This window comes from Methylorubrum populi (genome assembly GCF_002355515.1).
GTDB classification, from domain to species: Bacteria; Pseudomonadota; Alphaproteobacteria; order Rhizobiales; family Beijerinckiaceae; genus Methylobacterium; species Methylobacterium populi_A.
This window is the reverse complement of sequence record NZ_AP014809.1, coordinates 4393887-4414920: the sequence shown is the minus strand read 5'-3', so window position 1 is coordinate 4414920 and position 21034 is coordinate 4393887. Positions and strand designations below refer to the sequence as shown.

Sequence of the window (21034 nt, the reverse complement as noted above, 5' to 3'; positions counted from 1 at the left end):
TAAGTAGCCACGTGAGCCGGGCGATCCCCGTTTCCATGGCTTGATCCCGACTTCGCGATGGCTCCCCCGCTCAACCGACGAACCAAGAAGGGAGAGCCGTATGTGCGCCCCCCTTCGATAGAAGCCGCCCTCGACCGATTGGCCGCCCTCGACCTGGATGGGATCGTGCGTGAGGCACGGGCGGAGGACCCCAAGGCGCCCGGCTACGTCGAGAGCGAATGCTTGGTCCATCTGCTGCGCTCGACACGCCACGACAACACGGACACCCGTTTCCAGAGACTGTTCGAGGTGTTGATCGAGAGGGTCGAGCGCTCCCTGAAGGGCTCGATCCGGACCAGCCGCCGCTACGACGCGGAGGAGTTGCGGACCGAGGTCGTCAACCGCCTCGTCGATCTCCTCGTCGAGGACAGGCAGTCTCCGGGCATCAAGCTGGATTTCTTCGAGGTGCGGTTCGCCCGCGCCATGGCCGCCTTGCGCATCGGCGTGCTGCGGCGTTCCGAAAGCCAGGCGGAGGGGACCGACCACATCGAAGACATGGGCGACGGTGAAGGGGATGCCGTCCCGGACCTGACGAACCGTATCAGCCAAGCCTTCGCCGCCGACGGGTCCGAACAGGAAAAAGAACATTTCCGGAACGAGCTGCTTCGCGCGATCGACCGTCTGCCACCCCTTCAACGGGAGGCCGTAGCCCTCTTCCTCGAAGGCCACCGCATCGAGGGAGGAGACACGGAGACCATAGCGAAGCTTTGCGGCGTCTCGGACCGGGCGGTACGTTATCGCCTCAGGAATGCGTACGAGACGCTGCGTCGGGAACTCGGAGAGAGACGATGACGACCAGCCCCTCGCACCGCGCGCAAGAAATCCTCATGACCTTCGCGGCGGAAGGCGAACCCACCCCGAAGCGGTTGGAGGCCTTTACGAAGGAGTACCCGGACCTCCGCCGCGAGCTCACCGACCTTGCGGTCGAGTTGGTGCTGGAACCCTCGCGGCCGGTCCCCGCGGCTGACGCCGCGACGGCGCGCACCGTGTCGTCGGCATGGGCTCGCTTCCAGGCAGGCATCGCCAGCCCCCCGGCGAAGACCCGGGCCGGCGCGGTGGTCGAGCCTTCGCCGGACGTCTTCGCGGGCTTCGCCGGCCCGTCATTCCCACGGCTCGCGGCCCGGCTCGGAGTGACACCCGCCTTCCTGATCAAGGTCCGGGACGGCCTGATCGAGGCCGCGTCCTTCCCCAAGGCGCTGGCCCGGGACATCGCGGACGAGGTCGGGCATGGCGTCGACACGGTCATCGCCCTGTTGGAGCGCCCCGCATCCATGCCGGCCGGAACGATGGCCAAGGCCGACGGCAAGCCGGAGGTCGGCGTGAAGCAGACTTTCGAGGAGGCGGTGGCGAGCTCGGGCCTGACGGCGGATCAACGGCGGCGTCTGCTCGCGATGGCAGAGGCCGAACGTGGATCCGATTGAGGCGGGGCGGAAGCAGGCCGCCCGCATCCATGCCGAGATGGTCGCCGAGGGAGCCGATCCCTGGCAGCCGTTCGACCTTGCCGTGCGGGCCATTGAGGGCCACGGCCTCTGGCACCAGCCCGTCCACGCGGGCGACGTCTCCCTGAACGGAGGCCGGGCACGGCTCGACCCGAAGTCGAAGGGCATCCTGTACGGCGAGACGGGCACCCCCGGAGGCGATGCGCTCCTGCTCGGACATGAGCTCGGGCACGTGGTGATGCACGGCGGGACCGCTCCCGTCGTCACTACGCATACCGACCCGAGCCGATCCTCCGAGAGCGGCATCGCCGTCGAGCGGCTGGCCGACTACGGGCGTGGGGAGCGCCGCGAGGTCCAGGCCGACCTGTTCGCGCGCGAACTGGTGCTGCCGCGAGCCGTCGCGCGGCGCCATCACCAAGACGGGATGAGCGTCGCCGACATCGCCGGGCGGCTCGGCATCTGCCCGGACGTGGTGACCCAGCAACTGCTGGACGCGCTACTGCTTCCCGTCGTGCCGGACGCCGCCCCCGCCCCCGCGGCCGCGATGCGGCCGGACCCGAGCCAGGATGCGGCGGTCGCCCATCGTGGCGGCCCCTACCTGCTCCAGGCGGGGCCCGGGACGGGCAAGACCCGCACGTTGGTCAGAAGGATCGAGAGCCTCGTCGACGAGGGGATCGACCCGAACGGAATCCTCGTCCTGACCTTCTCGAACAAGGCGGCGGCCGAGCTGATGGATCGGCTCGCCCTGTCGCGGCCCGAGGCGGCCGCCTCGGTCTGGACGGGCACCTTCCACGCGTTCGGGCTGGACGTGATCCGACGCTTCCACGAACGCCTCGGACGAAGCGCAAGCCCGAAGCTCGTCGACAAGCCCACGGCCATCACGATGCTGGAGGGGGTTCTGCCGAGCCTGCCGCTGGCGCACTACCGGGACCTCTGGGACCCGGTGCAGGATCTCTCGAACATCCTCTCGGCCATTTCCCGCGCCAAGGACGAACTCGTCGACCACGTGCGCTACCGTGAATTGGCCGATGCGATGCAGCGTGCCGCCACGGACGACGCGACGCGCCTGAGGGCGGAGCGGGCGCACGAGGAAGCCCTCGTCTACGAGGCTTACGAGAGGCTGCTCTCGGAGGCCGATGCCCTCGATTTCGGTGACCTCGTCATGAGGCCCGTGCGACTTGCGGCCGAGCATCCCGACGTGGCCAAGGCGCTGTCGCTCCGCCATCGCCACCTGCTCGTCGACGAGTACCAGGACGTCAACCTCGCCACCGTGCGCTTGATCAGGGCGCTGGCGGCCGACGAGGGCGAGCGGCTGTGGGTCGTCGGCGACGCCCGCCAATCGATCTACCGGTTCCGGGGCGCCACCTCGGCCAGCATGGCCGCGTTCCGGGCGCACTATCCCGGGGCGACCCTCGGAGCGCTCGACGTCAACTACCGGTCGCGCAAGGAGATCATCGACACCTTCACGAGCTTCGCCGCGAGCGTCGACGCCTTCCGCCCGCTCGGCGAGCTCGGCCTCGCCCCCGACAGGGGGGCGTCCGGCCTCAAACCGGTGCTGCACGACGCCGGCACCCCCGACGACGAGGTCGCGCTGGTGGCCGCCTCCGCGGCGCAGGCGAAGGCCGCGGGGGTGGACTACCGCGAACAGGCGGTCCTGTGCACGACCAACGACCGCCTCGCGGAGTTCGCCGCAGGCCTGATCGCCCGGGACGTACCGGTCCTCTACCTCGGGCCGCTGTTCGAACGGCCGGAGGTGAAGGAGCTGCTCTGCCTGCTCGCACTCTTCCACGATCCCCGCGCCGCAACGCTCGTCCGCGTCGCCACGATGCCGGGGTTCGAGATGGAGCTCGGCGACGTCGCCGCGGTCGCCGCCCATCTGAGGGACGCTTCAGGGCCGCCCCTCGACTGGCTGGCCGCCGCCGACGCCATCCCCGGCCTCGGCCCCTCGGCGACGGCGCCGCTGCGGCGCCTGCGAGAGGTCTGCGGGGGCTTCGCGGATCGGACACCCCCTTGGCGCATCGCGAGCGCGCTGGTGCTGGACCGGCTCGGCATCGGCCGGAGGATCGCGGCCTCAGGTACCCTGCCAGAACGGATGGCGGGCATCGCGATCTGGCAATTCCTGAACTTCCTGCGGTCCTTGCCGGTCGAGGGTCAGTTCCCGACCTTCGAGGCGCTCCGCCGGATCAAGAGGCTGGTCGTCCTCGGCGAGGAGAAGTCGCTCAGGCACGTCCCGGACGCCGCCCTCGAACTGGACGCGGTGCGCATCATGACGATCCACGCCTGCAAGGGCTTGGAGTTCCGGCTCGTCCATGCGCCCGGCATGATCAAGACGGGCCTGCCGCGAACGGCCAAGCCGCCGCCGGTGCCCGCCGCCGGACGCGCTGATCGAGGGCAGCGACGGCCTCACCGGCCCGCAGGCCTGCCTGACGGGCCACGAAGAGCAGGAGGCCTGCCTCTTCTTCGTCCTGCTCTCCCGCGCGCGAGACGACCTGCGCCTCTACCGGTCCACCATGATGGCCGGCGGGACCAAGAAGCGGAACCCGTCCGACTACAACGCCCGGATCGCCGCCACGCTGGGCTGCCCGCCCGCACTCGTCCGGCTCCCGTCGCCTCCGCCGCCATCCGGCCCGGCCGCCGTTCCCATCACATGGGAGACGCCGTTCGCGCTCGACCACCAGCACCTCGATTCCTACGGGAAGTGCGGGCTGCGCTTCCTCTACACCTACCTGCTCGGCCTGGGCGGACGCCGCGACGAGACGCCGTACATGCGGATGCACAACGCCGTGGCGGAGACGGTCCGTTGGCTCGACCGCAACTTCGACGCCGGACGCGCCGAGCCGGAGGGCTTCGGCGAGGCCTTCGCCGCGGCCTGGACCGAGCACGGCCCGGTCGACCACGGGCACGCCGAGGCGTACAGGACCATCGCGGACGAGATGCTGCGGTTCCTCCTCGGCCTGCGTGACGAGGAAGGCAGGCTGCCTCCCGAGGCCATGAGCCTGGCCGTTGCGGGAGGAAGCGTCCTTTCCAGGGCGCACGACGTGGTCCGCAACGCGGACGGACGCCTCGTCGTGCGCCGCGTCGCGACGAGGAAGGCACCGTCGGCGCTGCTGAAGGAGATCGAGTACATCGTCCTGGATGCCGCGGCGGAGGCGACGTTCGGCGAACCCGTCGTGGTCGAGGCGGTGCATCTCACCGGCGGCAGCCGGCTACCGGTGGAGATCCCGCCGAAGAAACGGGACGAGCTTCGTGCCGCCGTCGTCGCTCACATGTCCGGCATCGGGGCGGGACTGTTCGCCCCGAGCGTGGGATCCCGCTGTCCGCGCTGCCCGCATCACTTCGCCTGCCCCGGCCTTCCGGGCGGCTCGGCGGTGGTGCGGCGACCCCTGGCGTGGGGCCGGTAGCGCGGCCCGGAGCCCCTAGAGGCTGCCCGGCCCGCGGCCGAAAAAAACTTGGGCCTGGCCGTTTCCGGCTTGGCCGGCCCCTTTCGATCAACCCCTCGACGGGCCGGGAAGGATGGCTTCCCGCGATGATCGAAAGGCAACCGGATGAATACCAACAAGAACCACGGCCACCACGACGACAACGCCCCCCGCACGGACGAGGACGGCGTCCGCGCGGTCAAGGTCTACGGCTTCCGCATCGACAAGAAGAGCTACGAGAACCCGCTGCCGGACCTGACCGGCCGAGACCTGCTCGTTATCGCGGGCAAGGCGCACCCGGACCGCTGGAAGATTTTCCAGAAGGTCGGCGCCCAGTTGAAGCGCATCGGCCTCGACGAGGTCGTGCACGTGAGCGACAGCGGCGAGGAGCGCTTCGTCACCCTGCCGCTCGACCAGACGGAGGGGGAGCAGCCGCTCCCCCGCCGCCGGGATTTCGCGCTTCCCGAAGGCGACGAGGAGACGCTCGACGCGGCCGGCCACCGCTGGGAGGCGATCCAAGAGGCGGGCGTCACCCGCGTCGTCGTCCGCGACTATCCCGTCCGCACCGGGTACGCCCCGGCCAAGGCGGACCTCATGCTGCGCCTGCTGCCGGGGTATCCCTCGACCCAGATCGACATGTTCTACTTCCACCCCCCGCTCGCCCGGGCCGACGGGGTTCCGATCCGCGCCCTGGTCGAGGACACCTTCGAGGGCAAGCACTGGCAGGGTTGGTCGCGTCACCGCACCGGCGAGAACCCCTGGCGCCCGGACGTCGACGACATCGGCACGCACCTCGCGCTGGTCGAGCATTGCCTCGCCAAGGAAGTGGGGGCCGCCTGACATGCGCACCACCCTCGCCCTGACCGGCGCGCAACACGCCGCGCTTTGCGCCCACCTCTTCCCCGGCGACGGCCGCGAGGCGGTCGCCCTGATGCTCTGCGGGCGCGCCGCCTCGCCCGGACGGACGAAATTCGTCGTGAACCGGATCGTCCCGATCCCGCACCATGCCTGCGAGCGCACCGACAGGCGCGTGACTTGGCCGACCGCCTACTTGGAGCCCCTGCTCGCGGAAGCGGCGAAGCGCGGCATGGCCGTGGCCAAGGTCCACAGCCATCCGAGCGGCGACCTGCGCTTCAGCGAGGTGGACGACGCCGCGGATGCCGACCTGTTCGGCGGGGTCCATGCCTGGATCGACGACGGCCAGCCGCACCTCAGCGCGGTGATGGTCCCGGACGGGACGATGATCGCCCGGGCCCATGGCGAGGACGGCACGCACGCGCCGCTCGACCACGTCGGCGTCGTCGGCGATGACCTCCGCTTCCACCGGCCCCCCGTTCACGCCGCCCAGGCCGTTCCCGAGTTCGCGCGGCGGCACGCCCAAGCCTTCGGACGCGCGACGTTCGAGGCGATGCGGCACCTCCGCGTCGGGGTCGTGGGGTGCTCCGGGACCGGCGGTCCGGTCGTTGACCAGATCGCCCGCCTCGGCGTCGGCGAGATCGTGCTGGTCGACCCCGACCTGGTCGAGGACAAGAACCTCAACCGCATCGTCAACACGACGCTCGCCGACGTGGGTCGGCCGAAGGTGGAGGTCCTTGCGGCGTTCGTCGAACGCCTCGGGCTCGGTGCGAGGGTAGAGGCCTTTCCCTGCGACCTGTCCCGACCGGACGCGCTCAGGGCCGTTTCGACCTGCGACGTCGTGTTCGGGTGCATGGACGGGGTCGAGGGCCGCGACCTGCTGAATCGCCTCGCGACGTTCTACGTCCTGGCCTACCTGGACATCGGGGTAATGCTCGACGCCGATGGCGAGGGTGGCATCGACCAGATCTGCGGGTCGGTCCACTACCTGCAGCCGGGGCGCTCCAGCCTCCGGGGACGCGGTCTCTACACGGACGGGATGCTTGAGGCCGAAAGCCTGAGGAGGCAGGACCCCGCGGCCTACGAGGACCGCCTCGCGCGCGGCTACATCCGCGGCGTGCCGCAGGAGCGGCCGGCCGTGGGTGCGGTGAACGGCCTGTTCTCCAGCCTCGCGGTGGTCGAGTTGCTGCTGAGGTTGCATCCGTCGCGGCTCGACCCGAACGGCGATTTCGCCGTCCAGACCCTAAGCCTGACGGCCGGGTTCTGGCAGTTCGCGCCGGAGGAGGGCGCGGACGACGCGCTCGCGCGATACCTCGGTCGAGGCGACATGAGGCCGTTCCTGAACCGACCGCATCTCGACATGCTCATGAGGGCGGCGTGATGGCGGGACTTCCCGTTACGCTCCTGCGGGCGTCCCTGTCCTGGGTCGCCCGCCGCCTCGGGCGTCACACCGTGGATTTCGTCGACGAGGAGCCCGATACGCCCGCGCCTCGCACGGTCTACGTCGTGGGTGAGGATGGCCATCAGTGGTTCGCAGCCTTCGGGTGCCCGTGCGGCTGCAGCGAGACGATCAAGCTCTCGCTCGTTCCCGGCGACCGGCCGGGCTGGCGTATCCGCCGACACTGGGACGGGACGGCGTCGCTGACGCCGAGCGTCTGGCGGCAAGTGGGATGCCAGAGTCACTTCTGGCTGAGGAAGGGCCGGACCGACTGGTGCTGACCGCCTTCGCCCGCCGCGGCGCCGGTTCCGCCGACGCCGAACCTGTCGCCTCCGGAGCGGGGAGGATTCCGCCGTGGCGACCGGAGGTGAGCTCGACCCGGAGCTAGGTCGCCGCTGGCCGGACCGGGGTGAATTCCGGACATGGGGCCGTTCAAGAAGCCCTCGTTGCGACGAACGGTGCTGCTTGGAGGCCGTCACCTCGACCATATCACGCCGGAAGAATTGACCGGCGGAGGGATGTCGCTTCCCTCGTTGCGGTCCGGACCAAGCCGAGGGCCGGATAAGCGCCACCCGCCCGAACGCGGGATACCCGGCCGTCGGCGGCAGGACGAACTCTGAACGGGGCGGCGCACGTGCGCCGCCCCGTAGAAGCCGTTAGGCCAGGGCAGCGGCCCACTTCGTAGGATCGGGTGACTTGTTCTTGTAGATCGTCCCGCCGAAATCCACGTGAAGCTCGGCCCACGCCCCGCAACCCTGGCGCGCGAGAACTTCGAAGTGCTTCGGCTTGCGGCGAAGGTCCCCCGACGGGGTCCAGCCCGCGGCCTTTACCGCCTCCAGCACGCGCGATGGGTCGGCCGGCATGTCCGGTCGCTTATCGCCAGGCGGGTGATGGGGCTTCTTATGCTGGATGTGCACGGGTTCCCGGCCCTCGGCTGCGATCCGCGTCACCTTGATCTCGGACGGGCGACGCTCGCCCTCGATGTCCACATGCAGGCCCGCCACGAGCGGGAAGGCCTCCGCTCCCTTAGGGCCGAGATCGGCCAGATGCGTCCCGCCGCCGGCCTCCACCGTGAAGCGATGGGCGAAAACGTGCTGAATGACCCCCGAGAGGGCCGTCGTGTCGTGGTGCGGCATGATCTTCTCTTTAGGGCGCCCATCCGCAGGCGCGGCCCGTCAGGTGGCTTGGCCTCGCACGCCGTTCAAGATTGACGCCGGACGGTGAGAGCGAGAGGACGATCACCTTTTTTGTGCTTCGTCCCGAGGCCGCGGGGACCCGTGCGCGACTCCCATGCCCGGTCTGCCGATCGATGGTCCTGCCGCGATCATACTCATGCGCAGACCCTGCTCGACCGACACGTGGCCTCAAGGATTGAGCCGGGCCGTCCGCAGGCGCAGGGCGTTGCCGATGACGCTGACCGAGGACAGCGCCATGGCCGCGGCGGCGATGACGGGCGAGAGCAGGATGCCCAGGAACGGGTACAGCACCCCGGCTGCGACCGGCACGCCGGCGGCGTTGTAGACGAAGGCGAAGAACAGGTTTTGGCGGATGTTGCCCATCACCGCCTTCGAAAGGCGCCGCGCCCGCACGATCCCCATCAAGTCGCCCTTGAGCAGCGTCAGGCCGGCGCTCTCGATGGCCACGTCCGTGCCTGTGCCCATCGCGATGCCGACATCCGCCGCCGCGAGCGCGGGGGCGTCATTCACGCCGTCGCCTGCCATGGCGACCACCTGACCCGCAGCCTTGTGGCGCTCGACCACGGCGGCCTTCTGGTCCGGCAGCACCTCGGCCCCGACCACCTCGATGCCCAGGCGGCGCGCCACCGCCTCAGCGGTCGTGCGGTTGTCCCCGGTCAGCATCACCACCCGGATGCCCTCGGCCCGGAGCGCCGAGAGCGCCTCGGCCGTCGTCTCCTTGACCGGGTCGGCGATGGCGATGATGCCGGCCACGCGGCCGTCGACGCCCGCGAAGATCGCGGTGGCGCCGTCGCGCCGGAGCTCGTCCGCCTCGGCCGCGTAGGCCGAGACGTCGACGCCCTGTTCACGCAGGAAAGCGGCGTTGCCGAGCGCCACGCGGCGGCCCTCGACAGTGCCGAGCGCGCCCTTGCCGGTCGGACTGTCGAAATCCGCCACGGGAGCCAGGCCGATCCCTTGCCTCTCAGCCGCCTTCACGATGGCGAGGGCGAGCGGGTGCTCGCTCGCTCGCTCAACGCTCGCCGAGAGGCGCAGCACCGTGGCCTCGTCGAAGCCGGCCGCCGCCGCCACACGCGTCACCGCCGGCTTGCCCTCGGTCAGCGTGCCGGTCTTGTCGACAACCAGAGTGGTAACCTTCTCCATGCGCTCCAGGGCCTCAGCGCTCTTGACCAGCACCCCGGCCTGGGCGCCGCGACCGACCCCGACCATGATCGACATCGGCGTGGCGAGGCCAAGCGCGCAGGGGCATGCGATGATGAGCACCGCGACCGCCGCAAGCAGCGCGAACGTGAGGCGCGGCTCCGGCCCGAAGGCCATCCAGGCGAGGAAGGCGAGCACCGCCACGCCGATGACCGCCGGCACGAACCAGCCGGCGACTTGGTCGGCGAGGCGCTGGATGGGTGCGCGCGAGCGCTGCGCCTCGGCCACCATCTGGACGATGCGGGCCAGCATGGTGTCGCGCCCGACCTTGGTCGCCTCGACCACGAGCGAGCCGGACTGGTTGAGGCTGCCGCCGATGACGCTGGCGCCGACCTCCTTGCCGACGGGCATGGATTCCCCAGTCACCAGGCTCTCGTCCACCGAGCTGCGGCCCTCCACGACGGCGCCGTCGACCGGCACCTTCTCGCCGGGGCGCACGCGCAGACGGTCGCCGACGCCGATGGCGTCGAGCTGCACCTCCTCGTCCGTACCGTCGGGGTGGATGCGCCGGGCCGTCTTCGGCGCGAGGTCGAGCAGCGCGCGGAGCGCGCCACCGGTGCTCTCGCGGGCGCGCAGTTCCAGCACCTGCCCGAGCAGCACCAGCACGGTGATGACCGCGGCCGCCTCGAAATAGGCGGGTACCGCCCCGCCGTGCCCGCGCAGCGCCTCCGGGAAGAGCCCCGACGCGAACGTCGCGACCACGCTGTAGGCCCAGGCCACCCCCGTCCCGAGGGCGACCAGGGTGAACATGTTCAGGTTGCGCGAGACCACGGAGCGGTAGCCTCGCACGAAGAATGGCCAGCCGGCCCAGAGCACGACCGGGGTCGCCAGCGCGAACTGTATCCAGTTGGACCTCTGCTGGCCGAGGCGGTCGGTCAGGCCGAACAGGTGGCCGCCCATCTCCAGCACGAACACCGGCAGGGTCAGGACGAGCCCGACCCAGAACCGCCGGGTCATGTCGACGAGCTCCTCGCTCGGTCCTTCGTCGGCGCCAACCATCGCCGGCTCAAGCGCCATCCCGCAGAGGGGGCAGCCTCCCGGGCCGACCTGCCGCACCTCCGGGTGCATCGGGCAGGTGTAGATCGTGCCCTCCGGCACCGGCTCCACCCTCGCCTGCCCCGGATCGAGGTAGCGGACCGGATCGGCCTCGAACTTGGTCCGGCATCCGTTCGAGCAGAAGTAGTACGGGTGCCCGGCGTGCTCGGCCCGATGCTTCGCGGCGTGCGGATCGACCGTCATCCCGCAGACGGGATCCTTGACCGTCCCGGTGTCGGAAGCCTGTGTCTCGCGATCACCGTGCCCAAGTTGCGCATGGTCGTGCCCGGCATGATGGCCGCGGCGCTCGTGCGAGGAGGGGACGCTATGCGGCATGACCTGGCTCCCGTGGGTTCGCATCGCCTTCGGTCACCGGCTTCCGGTGACGGGAAGCAGGCTGAGGCTGTCCAAGGACATCGAACAGGTGACGGGGACGGCGGGCGTCCCCGTCGGGATGGGTGCCCCGGACCGGGGCGCGGCCGACCTACTTGGCGTGCTGCTTCAGCCACGCCTCCATCTCGCCGATCTCCTTCTCCTGGTCGTCGATGATCTTCTGGGCCATCGCCTTGGTGGACGGGTCCTTGGCGTGCTTCTGGGCGACCCTGGCCATCGCGACCGCGCCCTTGTGGTGCGGAATCATGTGGGTGCGGAAATCGACGTCCGGGTTGCCGGTGTAAGCGACGGCCATGTCCTTCATCATGGCCATGTCGGCGGCCTTGAAGTCCTTGGTCGAGGCGTCGTCCTTCGGGTCTGGCTTCATGGAGGACATCGAACCGTGGTCCCTCATGTCCTGTGCGTGGGCGGTACCGGCCAAACCGAGACCGAGAATGGCGGCGATGGCGAGCGTGTTCGGAGCTTTCATGGTCGTTACCTTTTTCGATAGCGTGGGATGCCGTCGTGCCGGAACGGACGTCCGCTCCGGCGCGACGGGGCGTCGTGAGGCGCGGCGGCGTTCAGTGACCGTGGGGAGGCTTGGCGGCCGTTCCGTCGGAACGTCCGTGGTCCATCCGCTCGCCGGACTTCGTGGGGCCCGTGTCCCCGAAACGCATGTCGTGGGCAGGCCCTCCCGCCGTGCCGCCGCGGCTCGGCGTGGGCTGCGTCTGTTGCTCGGCGTTCGCGTTGCCCTGGTCGTTGGCGAAGGCGGGCGATGCCGCACCGAAGGCCATCAGAAGGGTGGCGACAGCGGCGATTTTCATGTGGTGAACTCCTTGGCTCATTGAGGTTGGCCGGCCGCGGGCGTGCAGCTCGTCGACCGATGGCTCCGGCACGGGCACCCGCCTCGGGCGGCTCCCCCCTGCATCCCTGCGTGGGATCTTCAGGCCCCCTTCCGGTCGCGCTCGCGACAAGGGGCGATGTTCAGTCGAACTTGCCGCTGGCCGTGGCACCGTCGGGCGCGGTGAGCTGCACGGCGCCCTTCGGGCTGTCCCCGAGCGCCACCGGGGCCGTCCCTGTCAGTCGGTTGCCGTCGGCCGGCTCCAGGGGGACCCGGGTCGGCTTGCCGCCGACGACGAGGATGGCCGTGCCCTTGAAGCCCGTGGCCGGCACCGGCTTCTGGCCGCCGTCCGACAGGAAGACGTCGACGGTCTCGCCCTTGGTAGCGAGCTCGACGTGGAACTTCCCGGCGTCGGCTACCCGGCCGCCGTGCTGGCCGGCGCTTTCGTGGGCGTATGCCGCGGTCGCCGCCATCAGGCCGGCGACGAGGGTCAGTCTGTGCAGGATCATGCTGGTTCTCCTCGGGGGTCAGTAGGCCTCGGCCGGGCGCGGTCGCGCGCCGTCCGGGGACGGGTCGGCCGGCGCCTCGGCGTGCAGGGCGTGCAGCCGCTCCAGCGGCTTGCGGCCGAAGCGCAGGAACAGGACGGGGGTCAGGAAGGTGTCGAGCAGCGTCGCGCTGACGAGGCCGCCGAAGATCGTCACCGCCACCGGGTGCAGGATCTCCTTGCCCGGGCTCGCGGCGTCGTACAGCAGCGGCACCAGCGCCACGCCCGCCGAGAGCGCCGTCATCAGCACCGGGGTCAGCCGCTCCAGGCTGCCGCGCACGACGAGGTCGGGCCCGAACGGCATACCCTCGTGCAGTGACAGGTTCAGGTAGTGGCTGATCTTCAGGATGCCGTTGCGGGCGGCGATGCCGGTCAGCGTGATGAAGCCGATCATCGACGCCACCGAGAGCGGCTGCCCCACCAGCCAGAGCGCGGCCACCGAGCCGATCAGGGCCAGCGGCACATTGCCCATGATGATGAGCGCCAGGGCGGCCGAGCGGTAGCGGCTGAACAGGATGGCGAAGACCAGGGCCAGCGACAGCGCCGAGAGCGCCGCGATGGTCCGGCTCGCCTCCTCCTGCGCCTGGAAAGTGCCTTCCAGGCTGGTGAAGAAGCCGGGCGGCATCGGCTCCTTCGCCACCGCCTCGCGGATGGCGGCCACGACGGTCGCCATGTCGGTGCCGGCCGTCGTGTTGGCCTGCACCACGATGCGGCGCCGGGCGTTCTCGCGCAGGATCTGGTTCGGCCCGTCGGTCTCGCGGATGTCGGCGACCTGGCGCGCCGGCACCCAGCCCGAGGGCGTCTCCAGCAGGAGGTCGCCCAGCCCCGTCGTCGTCCGGCGGTTCTCGGCGAGGCGCAGCACCACGTCGAAGCGGCGCACGCCGTCGACGACCGTCGAGACCACCCGACCGTTGGAGAGGCGGCTGATCTGCTCGACGACGGCCGCGGGCTGGACGCCGTAAAGGGCCGCCCGGGTGTAGTCGACGCGCACCTCAAGCTGCGGGATGCGCACCTGCCGCTCGACCTGCAGGTCCGCGAGACCCGGGATCGAGGCCATGCGGTCGCGCAGGGAGTTCGCGACCCGCCGCAGGGCGTCGAGGTCGTCGCCGAACACCTTGAGCGCGATCTCGGCCCGCACGCCCGAGAGCATGTGGTCGAGCCTGTGCGAGATCGGCTGGCCGACGTTGACCGCCACCGGAAGGGCGGCGAGGCGCCCGCGGATGTCGGCGACCAGCGCCTCCTTCGGACGCTTCGTACCTTCGTCGAGCGCCACGTCGATCTCGGAGGAGTGGACGCCCTCGGCGTGCTCGTCGAGCTCGGCCCGACCGGTCCGGCGGCCCACCGCCTTAACGCTCGGGATGTCCAGGAGCAGCTTCTCGGCGATCAGCCCGACCCGGTTGCTCTCGGCGAGCGAGATGCCCGGGTTGAAGGTCATGCTGACCGTGAACGAGCCCTCGTTGAACGGAGGCAGGAAGGCCCGGGGCAGGTTCCAGGCGGCGACGCCCGCGGCGGCGACCGCCACGGCGACGCTTCCGACGAGCCAGCCCTTGTGCCGGAAGGCGACCCGCAACAGGGCGGCGTTGCCCCGCTTGAGCAGCTTGAGGAAGCGGCTGTCGTGCTCCTCAAGGTTCCTGAGCCCCGGGAGCAGCAGCGACGCCAGCACCGGCGTCAGGGTGATGGAGGTGAGCAGGCTCGCCAGGATGGAGATGATGTAGGCCTGCCCCAGGGGTGCGAAGAGCCGGCCCTCGATGCCCGAGAGGGCGAAGAGCGGCACGAACACCAGGATGATGATCAGCGTCGCGTAGACGATGCCGGAGCGCACCTCGTTCGAGGCCTCCACCACCACTTGGAACACGCTCTTCGGGTTGCCGGCCTTTCGGTTCTCGCCGAGCCGCCGGTAGATGTTTTCGACGTCGACCACCGCGTCGTCGACGAGTTCGCCGATGGCGATGGCGAGGCCGCCAAGGGTCATCGTATTGATCGACAGCCCGGCGAGGTGGAACACGACCGCGGTCGTCAGCACCGAGACCGGGATGGCGAGCAGCGAGATCGCCGTGGTGCGCACGTTCAACAGGAAGGCGAACAGCACCACCGCCACGACCAGCACGGCCTCGACGAGGACGCGCTCGACGTTGCGGATCGAGGTCTCGATGAAGTCTGCCTGCCGGAACAGCACTTGGTCGGCCTTGATGCCACCGGGCAGGTTCGGGTTGAGTTCCTTCAGTGCGGTCTCGATGCTGCGGGTCAGCCGCACGGTGTCGACGTCGGGTTGTTTCTCGACCGAGACGATGACCGCTGGCTTGGCCATGTAGCCGGCGTCGCCCCGCTTCACCTTCGCGGCAAAGGACACCTCCCCGACCTGGCGCAGGTACACGGGCGTGTCGGCGACCGTCGCGACCACGAGGTTGCGCAGGTCGTCGAGGCTCATGGTCCGGCCGATGCTCCGGATCAGGTACTCGCGGGCGTTCTGATCGGTGAAGCCGCCGCCGGCGTTGGTGCCGAACTGCGCCAGCGCCGTCTCCAGCTGGGCATTGGTCACCCCGAGCGCGCGCATCGCCGCTGGGTTGGGGCTGACCCGGAACTGGCGCACCTCGCCGCCGATGGGGATGACCTGCGCCACGCCCGGAATGGTCAGCAGGCGCGGCCGGATGGTGAAGTCGGCGACCTCGCGCACCTGCATGGGGGTCGCGGTCTCGCTGGTGACCGCCACCAGCAGGATCTGGCCCATGATCGAGGAGACAGGGCCCATCACAGGGGTGACGCCGCGGGGCAGCTGGTCCTGGACGAGGGACAGGCGCTCCGCGACCTGCTGCCGGTTCCGATAGATGTCGGTCCCCCAGTCGAACTCGACGTAGGTGATGGACAGGCCCACGCCCGAGACCGAGCGCACGCGGGTCACGCCGGGGAGACCGTTCATCCGGGTCTCGATGGGATAAGTGACGAGTTGCTCGACCTCCTGGGGGGCGTACCCTTCCGCCTCCGTCATGACCGTGACGGTGGGTCTGTTGAGGTCGGGAAAGACGTCGACCGGCAGCTTGGTCGCGGTGAAGGCGCCGTACAGTACCAGCACCGCGGCGAGCGCGAGGACGAGCAGGCGGTTGCGGACCGACTGGCTGACGAGGAAGGTGAACATCGGGCGGCCTCCTCAGCGAACTTGGTCGAGGAGTTCGGCGCCCTGGGTCACGACCCGCTTACCGGACCCGATCCCCTCGGCCACGAGCACCCGGCCGCCGTCGAGCGGCTCGACCCGAACGGGCCGCGCCTCGAAGCGCTCGGCGGTGGTGTGCTCGTAGACGACGTCCTGCCCGTTGCCGGTGCGCACCACGGCAGAGCGCGGCAGCGCCAGGCCGGCCTGCTCCGTGTCGGTCCCGGCCAGCACCGTGACGAACTGGCCGACCCGCAGGCCGGAGGCGTCGCCCTGGACCGCGAACTGGACCGGTATGGCCTGGTTGCGGTCGGCGAGCCCCGTGCCCTGGTAGGCGAGCTTCAGGGTCCGTCCGTCGGCGAGACGGGCCGTAGCGTTCTGCGCCGCGGTCAGAGCGTCGAAGCTGAGGGCCTCGACCCAGAGGCGGTTTGGATCGACGATCTGGAAGACCATGGCGCCGGGCGCCGCCATCTGCCCGGCCACTGCGGTCGCCTGCGCCACCACGCCGTCGACGGGCGAGACCAGGGCCTCGGGCTGCTGGCGGATCTTGTCGAGGGCCGCGCGGCGGTCGTGCAGGCCATTGAGCTCCGCGACCGCGTCGTCGAGCTGGGTCGTGGCGACGGCGCCGGTCGTGGCGAGCTTCCGGTAGCGCTCGACCCGGCGCTCGACGATGGCGATCTGCTGGTCGAGTTCGCCCTGGCGCTGGCGCATGTCGGAGACGTCGACGGCCTGGACCGGCGGCGTCACCGTGGCGAGCACGTCGCCCTTGCGAACCTTCGTGCCGAGGCGGGGGAAGACGCCGGACGGCGGTGGCGAGATCCGTCCGCCGACCGAGGACTGGACGACGCCGCTGGCGTTCGGGTCCGGGATGATGCGGCCCGGCAACTCGACCGAGCGGTGGAAGCTGCCCTGCTCGGTCATGGTGGTGCGCAGGACCAGCAGCCGTTGCGTCGGCTTCGGCACGAAGACGGAGCCGTCGGGCAGGCGCTGCGCGAGGTCCGACGAGGCCGGCGTGGTCTGGCGCGGCTCGATCAGGGCGGCGCCCTCAACGGTTGAGCCGTGGTCCTCGTCGCCGTGCGCGAAGGCGGCGGTGCCGAGGACGAGGGTGATGCCGATGGCGACCAGCGCCACCGCCGGCGCGCCACGGCGCCCGCGTGCGAGCGCCGTCACGAGCACGCCGAGCAGGAAGGCGACGGCGACCGCGGCCACCAGGGCCGGGTCCTTGGCCATCAGCCGTTCCCTGATGCCGTGGGCGACCTCGGAGACGCGCGCCAGGGGAGCCTGAGCCGGGGCCGGCTTGGCAGGCGCCGCGGCCGCGGCGACCTTCGGGTCGGGCACTGTGACCGCCACGGTCAGCACATCGACCGCGTCCCCGGCCGTGACGGTCGCGAGGAGCTCGTGCCGGCCGGGCTTCGACAGCCACGGGACCGGCAGCGCGTAGCCGCCGTCGGTCGTGGCGGTCGCGACCCTGGGACCGTCCGGCGTCTCGACCTCGATGGTTGCGCCGGGCACCGGCTCGTTCGTCCGGAAGCGGTCGAGGAACAGCGTCAGGGTGCCGTCGCGCGGGACGGCGACGAGTTCGAAGGCGTCCGAAAGCGCCTCGCCGCGCGGCGCGATGGTCTTCGAGAGGGGCGGCGGCACGGCGCCGTGGTCGTGGCCCTCGTGGGCAAGCGCAGGCCCCGTTAGGACGGCAGCAAGCAGCGCCACCACGCCATAGGCGGCGGCAAAACGGGTCGACATGAATAGGAATCCTCGCGTCGGGAAGTCCGGACGGCGCCGATAGCGGGCGCATTCCGGGCGTCGCGCGCCTCAGGCGCGCCCTACTTCACGCCAGGGTTCGTGGGGGCTCGGGCAGGGCCTCGGGGTCGACGCCTGAACGGGCGTCGACGTCGTGCGGGATCAGCACGACGTTCCCAGACAGGGGCCTGGAAAGCGACGCGGCGCCGGCGGCGACGCCGGACGGGCAGCATACCATCGTCCCGCAGCATGAGCCCCTGCAGCCGACAGGGCAGCATCTCCCACCGGCATCGTCAGCCTGCAGCGAAGACAGCGGCTCGGCTGCCGGGGATTGTCCGTCGAGCGCAAGCCGGGTTTCGGCAGGGCCACCGACGATGCGGGACGGGAGGGTAATCGGCCTCGTCGCGACGGGAGGCGCTGCGTTCGCCTGAGTCGTTGATTGATGACGACCGTGGTGGGCATGGCCGTCGTGGGCTTGGACGGCAGACGGCGCGACGTAGGCGATGATCGCGAGGATCACCACCGCCGTCAGGCGCATGATTTGCCGGTCGAGGCTCATGAGGTCTGGCTTACACCGATTTCGGTGGCGGGACCATGTCCGCATGTGAAATGAAAATGGGGGGATGAAGGTTTGGTTGCCGCTGCGGCATTTCAAGCTGCCGCGAGCAGCGGCTCAGCCGGATCCGCGGCCACGGACACGAGATTGGCCCGCAAATCGATCCCGACTTGAGCGCACGGCTCGATGGCTTGGATGGTGCAGGTGATGGGCTTGGTGCAGCCGCCGCATCCGATCTTGTAACGGAACAGGACGCGCTTTCTTTGATGACGTGCCGCGGGTAGTGGGGCTTCCCGATTTGGGAGGGTCGGGGCGTGATGGTTGTTCTTGTGCGAACAACCAAAATCGCGCATAAGAACCTCGATGGGTGTCGGCGGTTGGCATAGGCGTTGTGCCGTGTTGCAGGAGTGGTGCGCATTCGGTGCCCGCGCGCTCTTGCTCGCCCTGGCCATGTTCATCGTTTCGACCGTTGCGGGCTCCGGCGACGATCTTGCTGATCATGGCGGCCGCTACCACAACGCAATCGATGTGGGGACGCTAGTCACGCCCATGCCCACCGAGGCCGGCAATCCGGGTTTGGCCTGCCGCCTCCTTTGTGGCTGCCATCAGGTGGCCCCTCTCCAAGTCTCCTCCTACGTCACGCCGTCGACGGAGTTCGCCGGCCTGGGCTTTTCCTGGGTGGCCGAGGTTCCGACCTCCGTCACTCCCGACCGACTGGCGAGACCGCCCCGCGCGTAAGGTGACGCCGCGCTCCCAAGAGCGCGTTCGCCCGGCCCACATCTCGGCGCCGGTTCGTCCATCACCTGATCCAACGGGAACGACCGTGACCGCCCAAGCGGGCCGTCCGGCGTCCTTGTCGAGCGGCCCCCATGCGCATCCTCCTGTTCGCGGTCCTCCTGGCCACCGGCATCGCCATAGGCGCAGCCGTCCCCGCCGTCGCCCGCTTCGTCCAGGACAATCTGGCCGCCGCCGGGCTGCCGAAAGACCTGTTCACCATCACCGTGCCACCCGTCACCGCCAACCACGAACCCTCGAAGGCTGGGACGCCGCCCGACGGAGATGACGACGTCAAGAAGCCGGGAACCCCCAAAGCCACGAACGGCCACGAGATCGGGAAGCACGGGTACGAGCCGGGCGAGGAGCACCCCGAGAAGGGCGCAATCCGGATGGGACCCGATGAGGTGGCGGCGCTCAACATCTCGGTCGTGAAAGTCGAGGGCGGCACGCTCGCCCGGCACCTCCTGGTACCCGGCGCCATCACCCCCGACACCGACCGGATCGCGCGCGTCCCGGCCCGGGTCGTGGGTACCGTCACGGAGATGCGCAAGCGCCTCGGCGACCGGGTTGCCAAGGACGAGATCGTCGCCGTCCTCGAAAGCCGTGACGTCGCCGACGCCAAGAGCGAGTACCTCATCGCCTCGGTACGCGCCGAGCTGGAGAAGACCAACTTCGACCGGCAGCAGGCGCTCTGGGACAAGCGCATCTCGTCGGAGCAGGTCTACCTGCGGACCAGGGCAACCTACACGGAAGCCACCTTGCGCGTCGACCTCGCCAGCCAGAAGCTGTCCGCCCTCGGGCTGAGCGCGACCGATGTCGCAGCCGCACAGAAACGAGAAGGTGCCACCCTGAACCAATCCACCCTGCGCCGGTACGAGCTCCGCTCGTCGCTCGCCGGCCGGGTCGTCGAGCGCAAGGTCGAGGTCGGGACGACGGTCGGCGGCAAGGGCGACCCCGCCGACATCTACACCGTCGCCGACCTCTCGACCGTATGGATCGAGCTGTCGGTGCCGACAAACGAGCTCGCCATGGTTCGGGAGGGCGCACCCGTAGCTGTCACCCATGCCCATGAGGCCGGCGGCCGCCATGCCGACGGCAAGGTCGTCTTCGTCAGCCCGTTCTTGAACCCGGACACCCGCTCGGCGCGAGTCATCGTCGCCCTGCCGAACCCTGACCTTGCATGGCGCCCCGGCGCCTTCGTCACTGCCGGGGTGGAGATCGCGAACGACGCGGTCGAGGTGCACGTCCCGAAGGCCGCCCTGCAGACGGTCGGGGGCGAGCGTGTCGTTTTCGTGCGCACTGAGGAGGGCTTCGAGAAGCGGGAGGTCGAGCTCGGACGCTCGGACGACGATTCCTACGAGGTCGTCTCCGGACTGAAGTCGGGCGCCACCATCGCGGTTGCCAACTCCTTCATCCTCAAGGCCGAGCTCCGCAAATCCGAAGCGGGCGACGACTGAGGGAGACCGGACCTGATCTCCCGTATCCTCGCCTTCCCCGTTCGACAGGGCTGGCTCGACTTCGTGCCCGATATCAACAGCAACCAGGTGCTGTTCAACACCGTCGCGCCCACGCTCTCGCCCTTCGATATCGAGAAGCAGGTGACCTGACCGGTCGAGACCACGCTCGCCGGCATCAAGGGTTCGGAATACATCCGTTTGCGTTCGCGTAACGACTTCTCCCAGGTCACGGCGGTCTTCGCCGACGAGGTCAAGGTCTACTTCGCCCGCCGCCAGTTGGTGGAGCGCCTAGGCGAGGCGCGCGAGGGGCGGCCGTCCGAATTCAAGCCCCATATGGGGCCGATCATGACCGGCCTCGACGAGATATTCATGTGGACCGTGCGCTACACGGCGCCCGACGCGTGGAAGGCGTCGTGTTTAGGCGAACCGGGCTGGCAATCGGACGACAGATACCTGACACCTGAGGGACTGGGGCTGAGGACGGAGCTGGAGAAGGCCGCCTACCTGCGGACCTTCCAGGAATGGATCGTCCGGCCGCAGATCAAGACCGTGCCGGGCGTGGCCAGGGTCGAGGGCAAGATGTTCGAGCCGATGGCGCCGACTGTCATCATCGCGCTCGTTGCCGCCTTCGTCCTGTGGCTGACCTTCGTGCCGGCGCTGATCGCCATCCTGAAGGACGCCATGACCGCGCTTGTTGCCCTCGCTCGGGTTCGTCCCGGTGACGCTGGCGGCGGGGACCGGCACGGAGGTCTAGAAGCCGCTCGCGACCGTGTTCATCCGCGGCTTGATCAGCGCCACCATGCTGACCCTGGTCGTACTTCCGGCCCTCTATGCGCGCTTCGGCGGCGCCCGCGCCACGGCGCCGGTCAGCCATGACGAGGACGACGGTGGCGCCGCTCTGTTCCGGCAGGTCGCCGAACAGTATCCGTGAGCACCACGCGAACCAGCGGCAGTCCTTTCAGGATCGCGGTCTTCGCATTGCAAGCT

General features: G+C 69.9%; 16 protein-coding genes and 3 pseudogenes. 11 read left to right on the top strand and 8 right to left on the bottom strand.

The window, feature by feature from the left end:
* Nucleotides 1-138 precede the first annotated feature (138 nt).
* The 7 genes and pseudogenes from MPPM_RS20470 (at nucleotide 139) to MPPM_RS20445 (ending at nucleotide 7471) form a co-directional block, all read left to right on the top strand.
* On the top strand, nucleotides 139-831 hold the full coding sequence (locus MPPM_RS20470; RefSeq protein WP_244573370.1) for an RNA polymerase sigma factor: 693 nt from the start codon (nucleotides 139-141) through the stop codon (nucleotides 829-831).
* Complete coding sequence (locus MPPM_RS20465; protein WP_096486625.1) at nucleotides 828-1460, top strand: hypothetical protein; 633 nt, start codon at nucleotides 828-830, stop codon at nucleotides 1458-1460. The genes MPPM_RS20470 and MPPM_RS20465 overlap by 4 nt, the downstream gene beginning before the upstream one ends.
* A gap of 37 nt (nucleotides 1461-1497) precedes the next feature.
* Nucleotides 1498-3240, top strand: a pseudogene (locus MPPM_RS29040) (UvrD-helicase domain-containing protein); the annotation flags it as partial.
* A gap of 748 nt (nucleotides 3241-3988) precedes the next feature.
* Complete coding sequence (locus MPPM_RS29035; RefSeq protein ID WP_348529748.1) at nucleotides 3989-4879, top strand: PD-(D/E)XK nuclease family protein; 891 nt, start codon at nucleotides 3989-3991, stop codon at nucleotides 4877-4879.
* A gap of 144 nt (nucleotides 4880-5023) precedes the next feature.
* Nucleotides 5024-5737 (top strand): multiubiquitin domain-containing protein, encoded by a 714-nt coding sequence (locus tag MPPM_RS20455; RefSeq protein WP_096486624.1) that lies wholly within the window; start codon nucleotides 5024-5026, stop codon nucleotides 5735-5737.
* A 1-nt stretch (nucleotide 5738) separates the two neighbouring features.
* On the top strand, nucleotides 5739-7133 hold the full coding sequence (locus MPPM_RS20450; RefSeq protein ID WP_096486623.1) for a ThiF family adenylyltransferase: 1395 nt from the start codon (nucleotides 5739-5741) through the stop codon (nucleotides 7131-7133).
* The gene (locus tag MPPM_RS20445; RefSeq protein WP_096486622.1) at nucleotides 7133-7471 is read left to right on the top strand and encodes a ubiquitination-like system serine protease family protein; all 339 of its coding nucleotides are present in this window, start codon (nucleotides 7133-7135) and stop codon (nucleotides 7469-7471) included. The genes MPPM_RS20450 and MPPM_RS20445 overlap by 1 nt, the downstream gene beginning before the upstream one ends.
* A 375-nt stretch (nucleotides 7472-7846) precedes the next feature.
* Here MPPM_RS20445 and MPPM_RS20440 read toward each other — a convergent pair whose 3' ends face one another.
* From MPPM_RS20440 to MPPM_RS20405, 8 genes are all read right to left on the bottom strand, one after another.
* Complete coding sequence (locus tag MPPM_RS20440) at nucleotides 7847-8326, bottom strand: hypothetical protein (protein ID WP_096486621.1); 480 nt, start codon at nucleotides 8324-8326, stop codon at nucleotides 7847-7849.
* A gap of 228 nt (nucleotides 8327-8554) precedes the next feature.
* Nucleotides 8555-10954, bottom strand: a complete 2400-nt coding sequence (locus MPPM_RS20435; protein ID WP_096486620.1) for a heavy metal translocating P-type ATPase — start codon at nucleotides 10952-10954, stop codon at nucleotides 8555-8557.
* A 148-nt stretch (nucleotides 10955-11102) separates the two neighbouring features.
* Nucleotides 11103-11480: a DUF305 domain-containing protein gene (locus MPPM_RS20430; protein ID WP_096486619.1), complete on the bottom strand. Its 378-nt coding sequence runs from the start codon at nucleotides 11478-11480 to the stop codon at nucleotides 11103-11105.
* Between the two features lie 91 nt (nucleotides 11481-11571).
* Nucleotides 11572-11814 (bottom strand): hypothetical protein, encoded by a 243-nt coding sequence (locus MPPM_RS20425; RefSeq protein WP_096486618.1) that lies wholly within the window; start codon nucleotides 11812-11814, stop codon nucleotides 11572-11574.
* Nucleotides 11815-11974: 160 nt separating this feature from the next.
* The gene (locus tag MPPM_RS20420; RefSeq protein WP_096486617.1) at nucleotides 11975-12340 is read right to left on the bottom strand and encodes a hypothetical protein; all 366 of its coding nucleotides are present in this window, start codon (nucleotides 12338-12340) and stop codon (nucleotides 11975-11977) included.
* A gap of 18 nt (nucleotides 12341-12358) precedes the next feature.
* The gene (locus MPPM_RS20415; RefSeq protein ID WP_096486616.1) at nucleotides 12359-15508 is read right to left on the bottom strand and encodes an efflux RND transporter permease subunit; all 3150 of its coding nucleotides are present in this window, start codon (nucleotides 15506-15508) and stop codon (nucleotides 12359-12361) included.
* A 12-nt stretch (nucleotides 15509-15520) separates the two neighbouring features.
* Nucleotides 15521-17260 (bottom strand): efflux RND transporter periplasmic adaptor subunit, encoded by a 1740-nt coding sequence (locus tag MPPM_RS20410; protein WP_096486615.1) that lies wholly within the window; start codon nucleotides 17258-17260, stop codon nucleotides 15521-15523.
* A gap of 85 nt (nucleotides 17261-17345) precedes the next feature.
* Nucleotides 17346-17816: a hypothetical protein gene (locus MPPM_RS20405; RefSeq protein ID WP_096486614.1), complete on the bottom strand. Its 471-nt coding sequence runs from the start codon at nucleotides 17814-17816 to the stop codon at nucleotides 17346-17348.
* A 393-nt stretch (nucleotides 17817-18209) separates the two neighbouring features.
* Between MPPM_RS20405 and MPPM_RS20400 the strand changes: the two genes are divergently transcribed.
* The 4 genes and pseudogenes from MPPM_RS20400 to MPPM_RS29390 all read left to right on the top strand — a co-directional run.
* Complete coding sequence (locus MPPM_RS20400) at nucleotides 18210-18551, top strand: hypothetical protein (protein ID WP_096486613.1); 342 nt, start codon at nucleotides 18210-18212, stop codon at nucleotides 18549-18551.
* A gap of 131 nt (nucleotides 18552-18682) precedes the next feature.
* Nucleotides 18683-20047, top strand: a complete 1365-nt coding sequence (locus MPPM_RS20395; RefSeq protein ID WP_096486612.1) for an efflux RND transporter periplasmic adaptor subunit — start codon at nucleotides 18683-18685, stop codon at nucleotides 20045-20047.
* 12 nt (nucleotides 20048-20059) lie between these two features.
* Nucleotides 20060-20623: pseudogene (locus MPPM_RS28125) on the top strand (efflux RND transporter permease subunit); the annotation flags it as partial.
* Between the two features lie 102 nt (nucleotides 20624-20725).
* Nucleotides 20726-20978: pseudogene (locus MPPM_RS29390) on the top strand (efflux RND transporter permease subunit); the annotation flags it as partial.
* Between the last annotated feature and the right edge of the window lie 56 nt (nucleotides 20979-21034).

Excerpts from the sequence above, each read along its gene's own strand:
- MPPM_RS20465 (WP_096486625.1), top strand. The coding sequence starts at position 828 with ATGACGACCAGCCCCTCGCACCGCGCGCAAGAAATCCTCATGACCTTC.
- MPPM_RS29035 (WP_348529748.1), top strand. The coding sequence starts at position 3,989 with ATGATGGCCGGCGGGACCAAGAAGCGGAACCCGTCCGACTACAACGCC.
- MPPM_RS20455 (WP_096486624.1), top strand. The coding sequence starts at position 5,024 with ATGAATACCAACAAGAACCACGGCCACCACGACGACAACGCCCCCCGC.
- MPPM_RS20450 (WP_096486623.1), top strand. The coding sequence starts at position 5,739 with ATGCGCACCACCCTCGCCCTGACCGGCGCGCAACACGCCGCGCTTTGC.
- MPPM_RS20445 (WP_096486622.1), top strand. The coding sequence starts at position 7,133 with ATGGCGGGACTTCCCGTTACGCTCCTGCGGGCGTCCCTGTCCTGGGTC.
- MPPM_RS20440 (WP_096486621.1), bottom strand. The coding sequence starts at position 8,326 with ATGCCGCACCACGACACGACGGCCCTCTCGGGGGTCATTCAGCACGTT.
- MPPM_RS20435 (WP_096486620.1), bottom strand. The coding sequence starts at position 10,954 with ATGCCGCATAGCGTCCCCTCCTCGCACGAGCGCCGCGGCCATCATGCC.
- MPPM_RS20430 (WP_096486619.1), bottom strand. The coding sequence starts at position 11,480 with ATGAAAGCTCCGAACACGCTCGCCATCGCCGCCATTCTCGGTCTCGGT.
- MPPM_RS20425 (WP_096486618.1), bottom strand. The coding sequence starts at position 11,814 with ATGAAAATCGCCGCTGTCGCCACCCTTCTGATGGCCTTCGGTGCGGCA.
- MPPM_RS20420 (WP_096486617.1), bottom strand. The coding sequence starts at position 12,340 with ATGATCCTGCACAGACTGACCCTCGTCGCCGGCCTGATGGCGGCGACC.
- MPPM_RS20415 (WP_096486616.1), bottom strand. The coding sequence starts at position 15,508 with ATGTTCACCTTCCTCGTCAGCCAGTCGGTCCGCAACCGCCTGCTCGTC.
- MPPM_RS20410 (WP_096486615.1), bottom strand. The coding sequence starts at position 17,260 with ATGTCGACCCGTTTTGCCGCCGCCTATGGCGTGGTGGCGCTGCTTGCT.
- MPPM_RS20405 (WP_096486614.1), bottom strand. The coding sequence starts at position 17,816 with ATGAGCCTCGACCGGCAAATCATGCGCCTGACGGCGGTGGTGATCCTC.
- MPPM_RS20395 (WP_096486612.1), top strand. The coding sequence starts at position 18,683 with ATGCGCATCCTCCTGTTCGCGGTCCTCCTGGCCACCGGCATCGCCATA.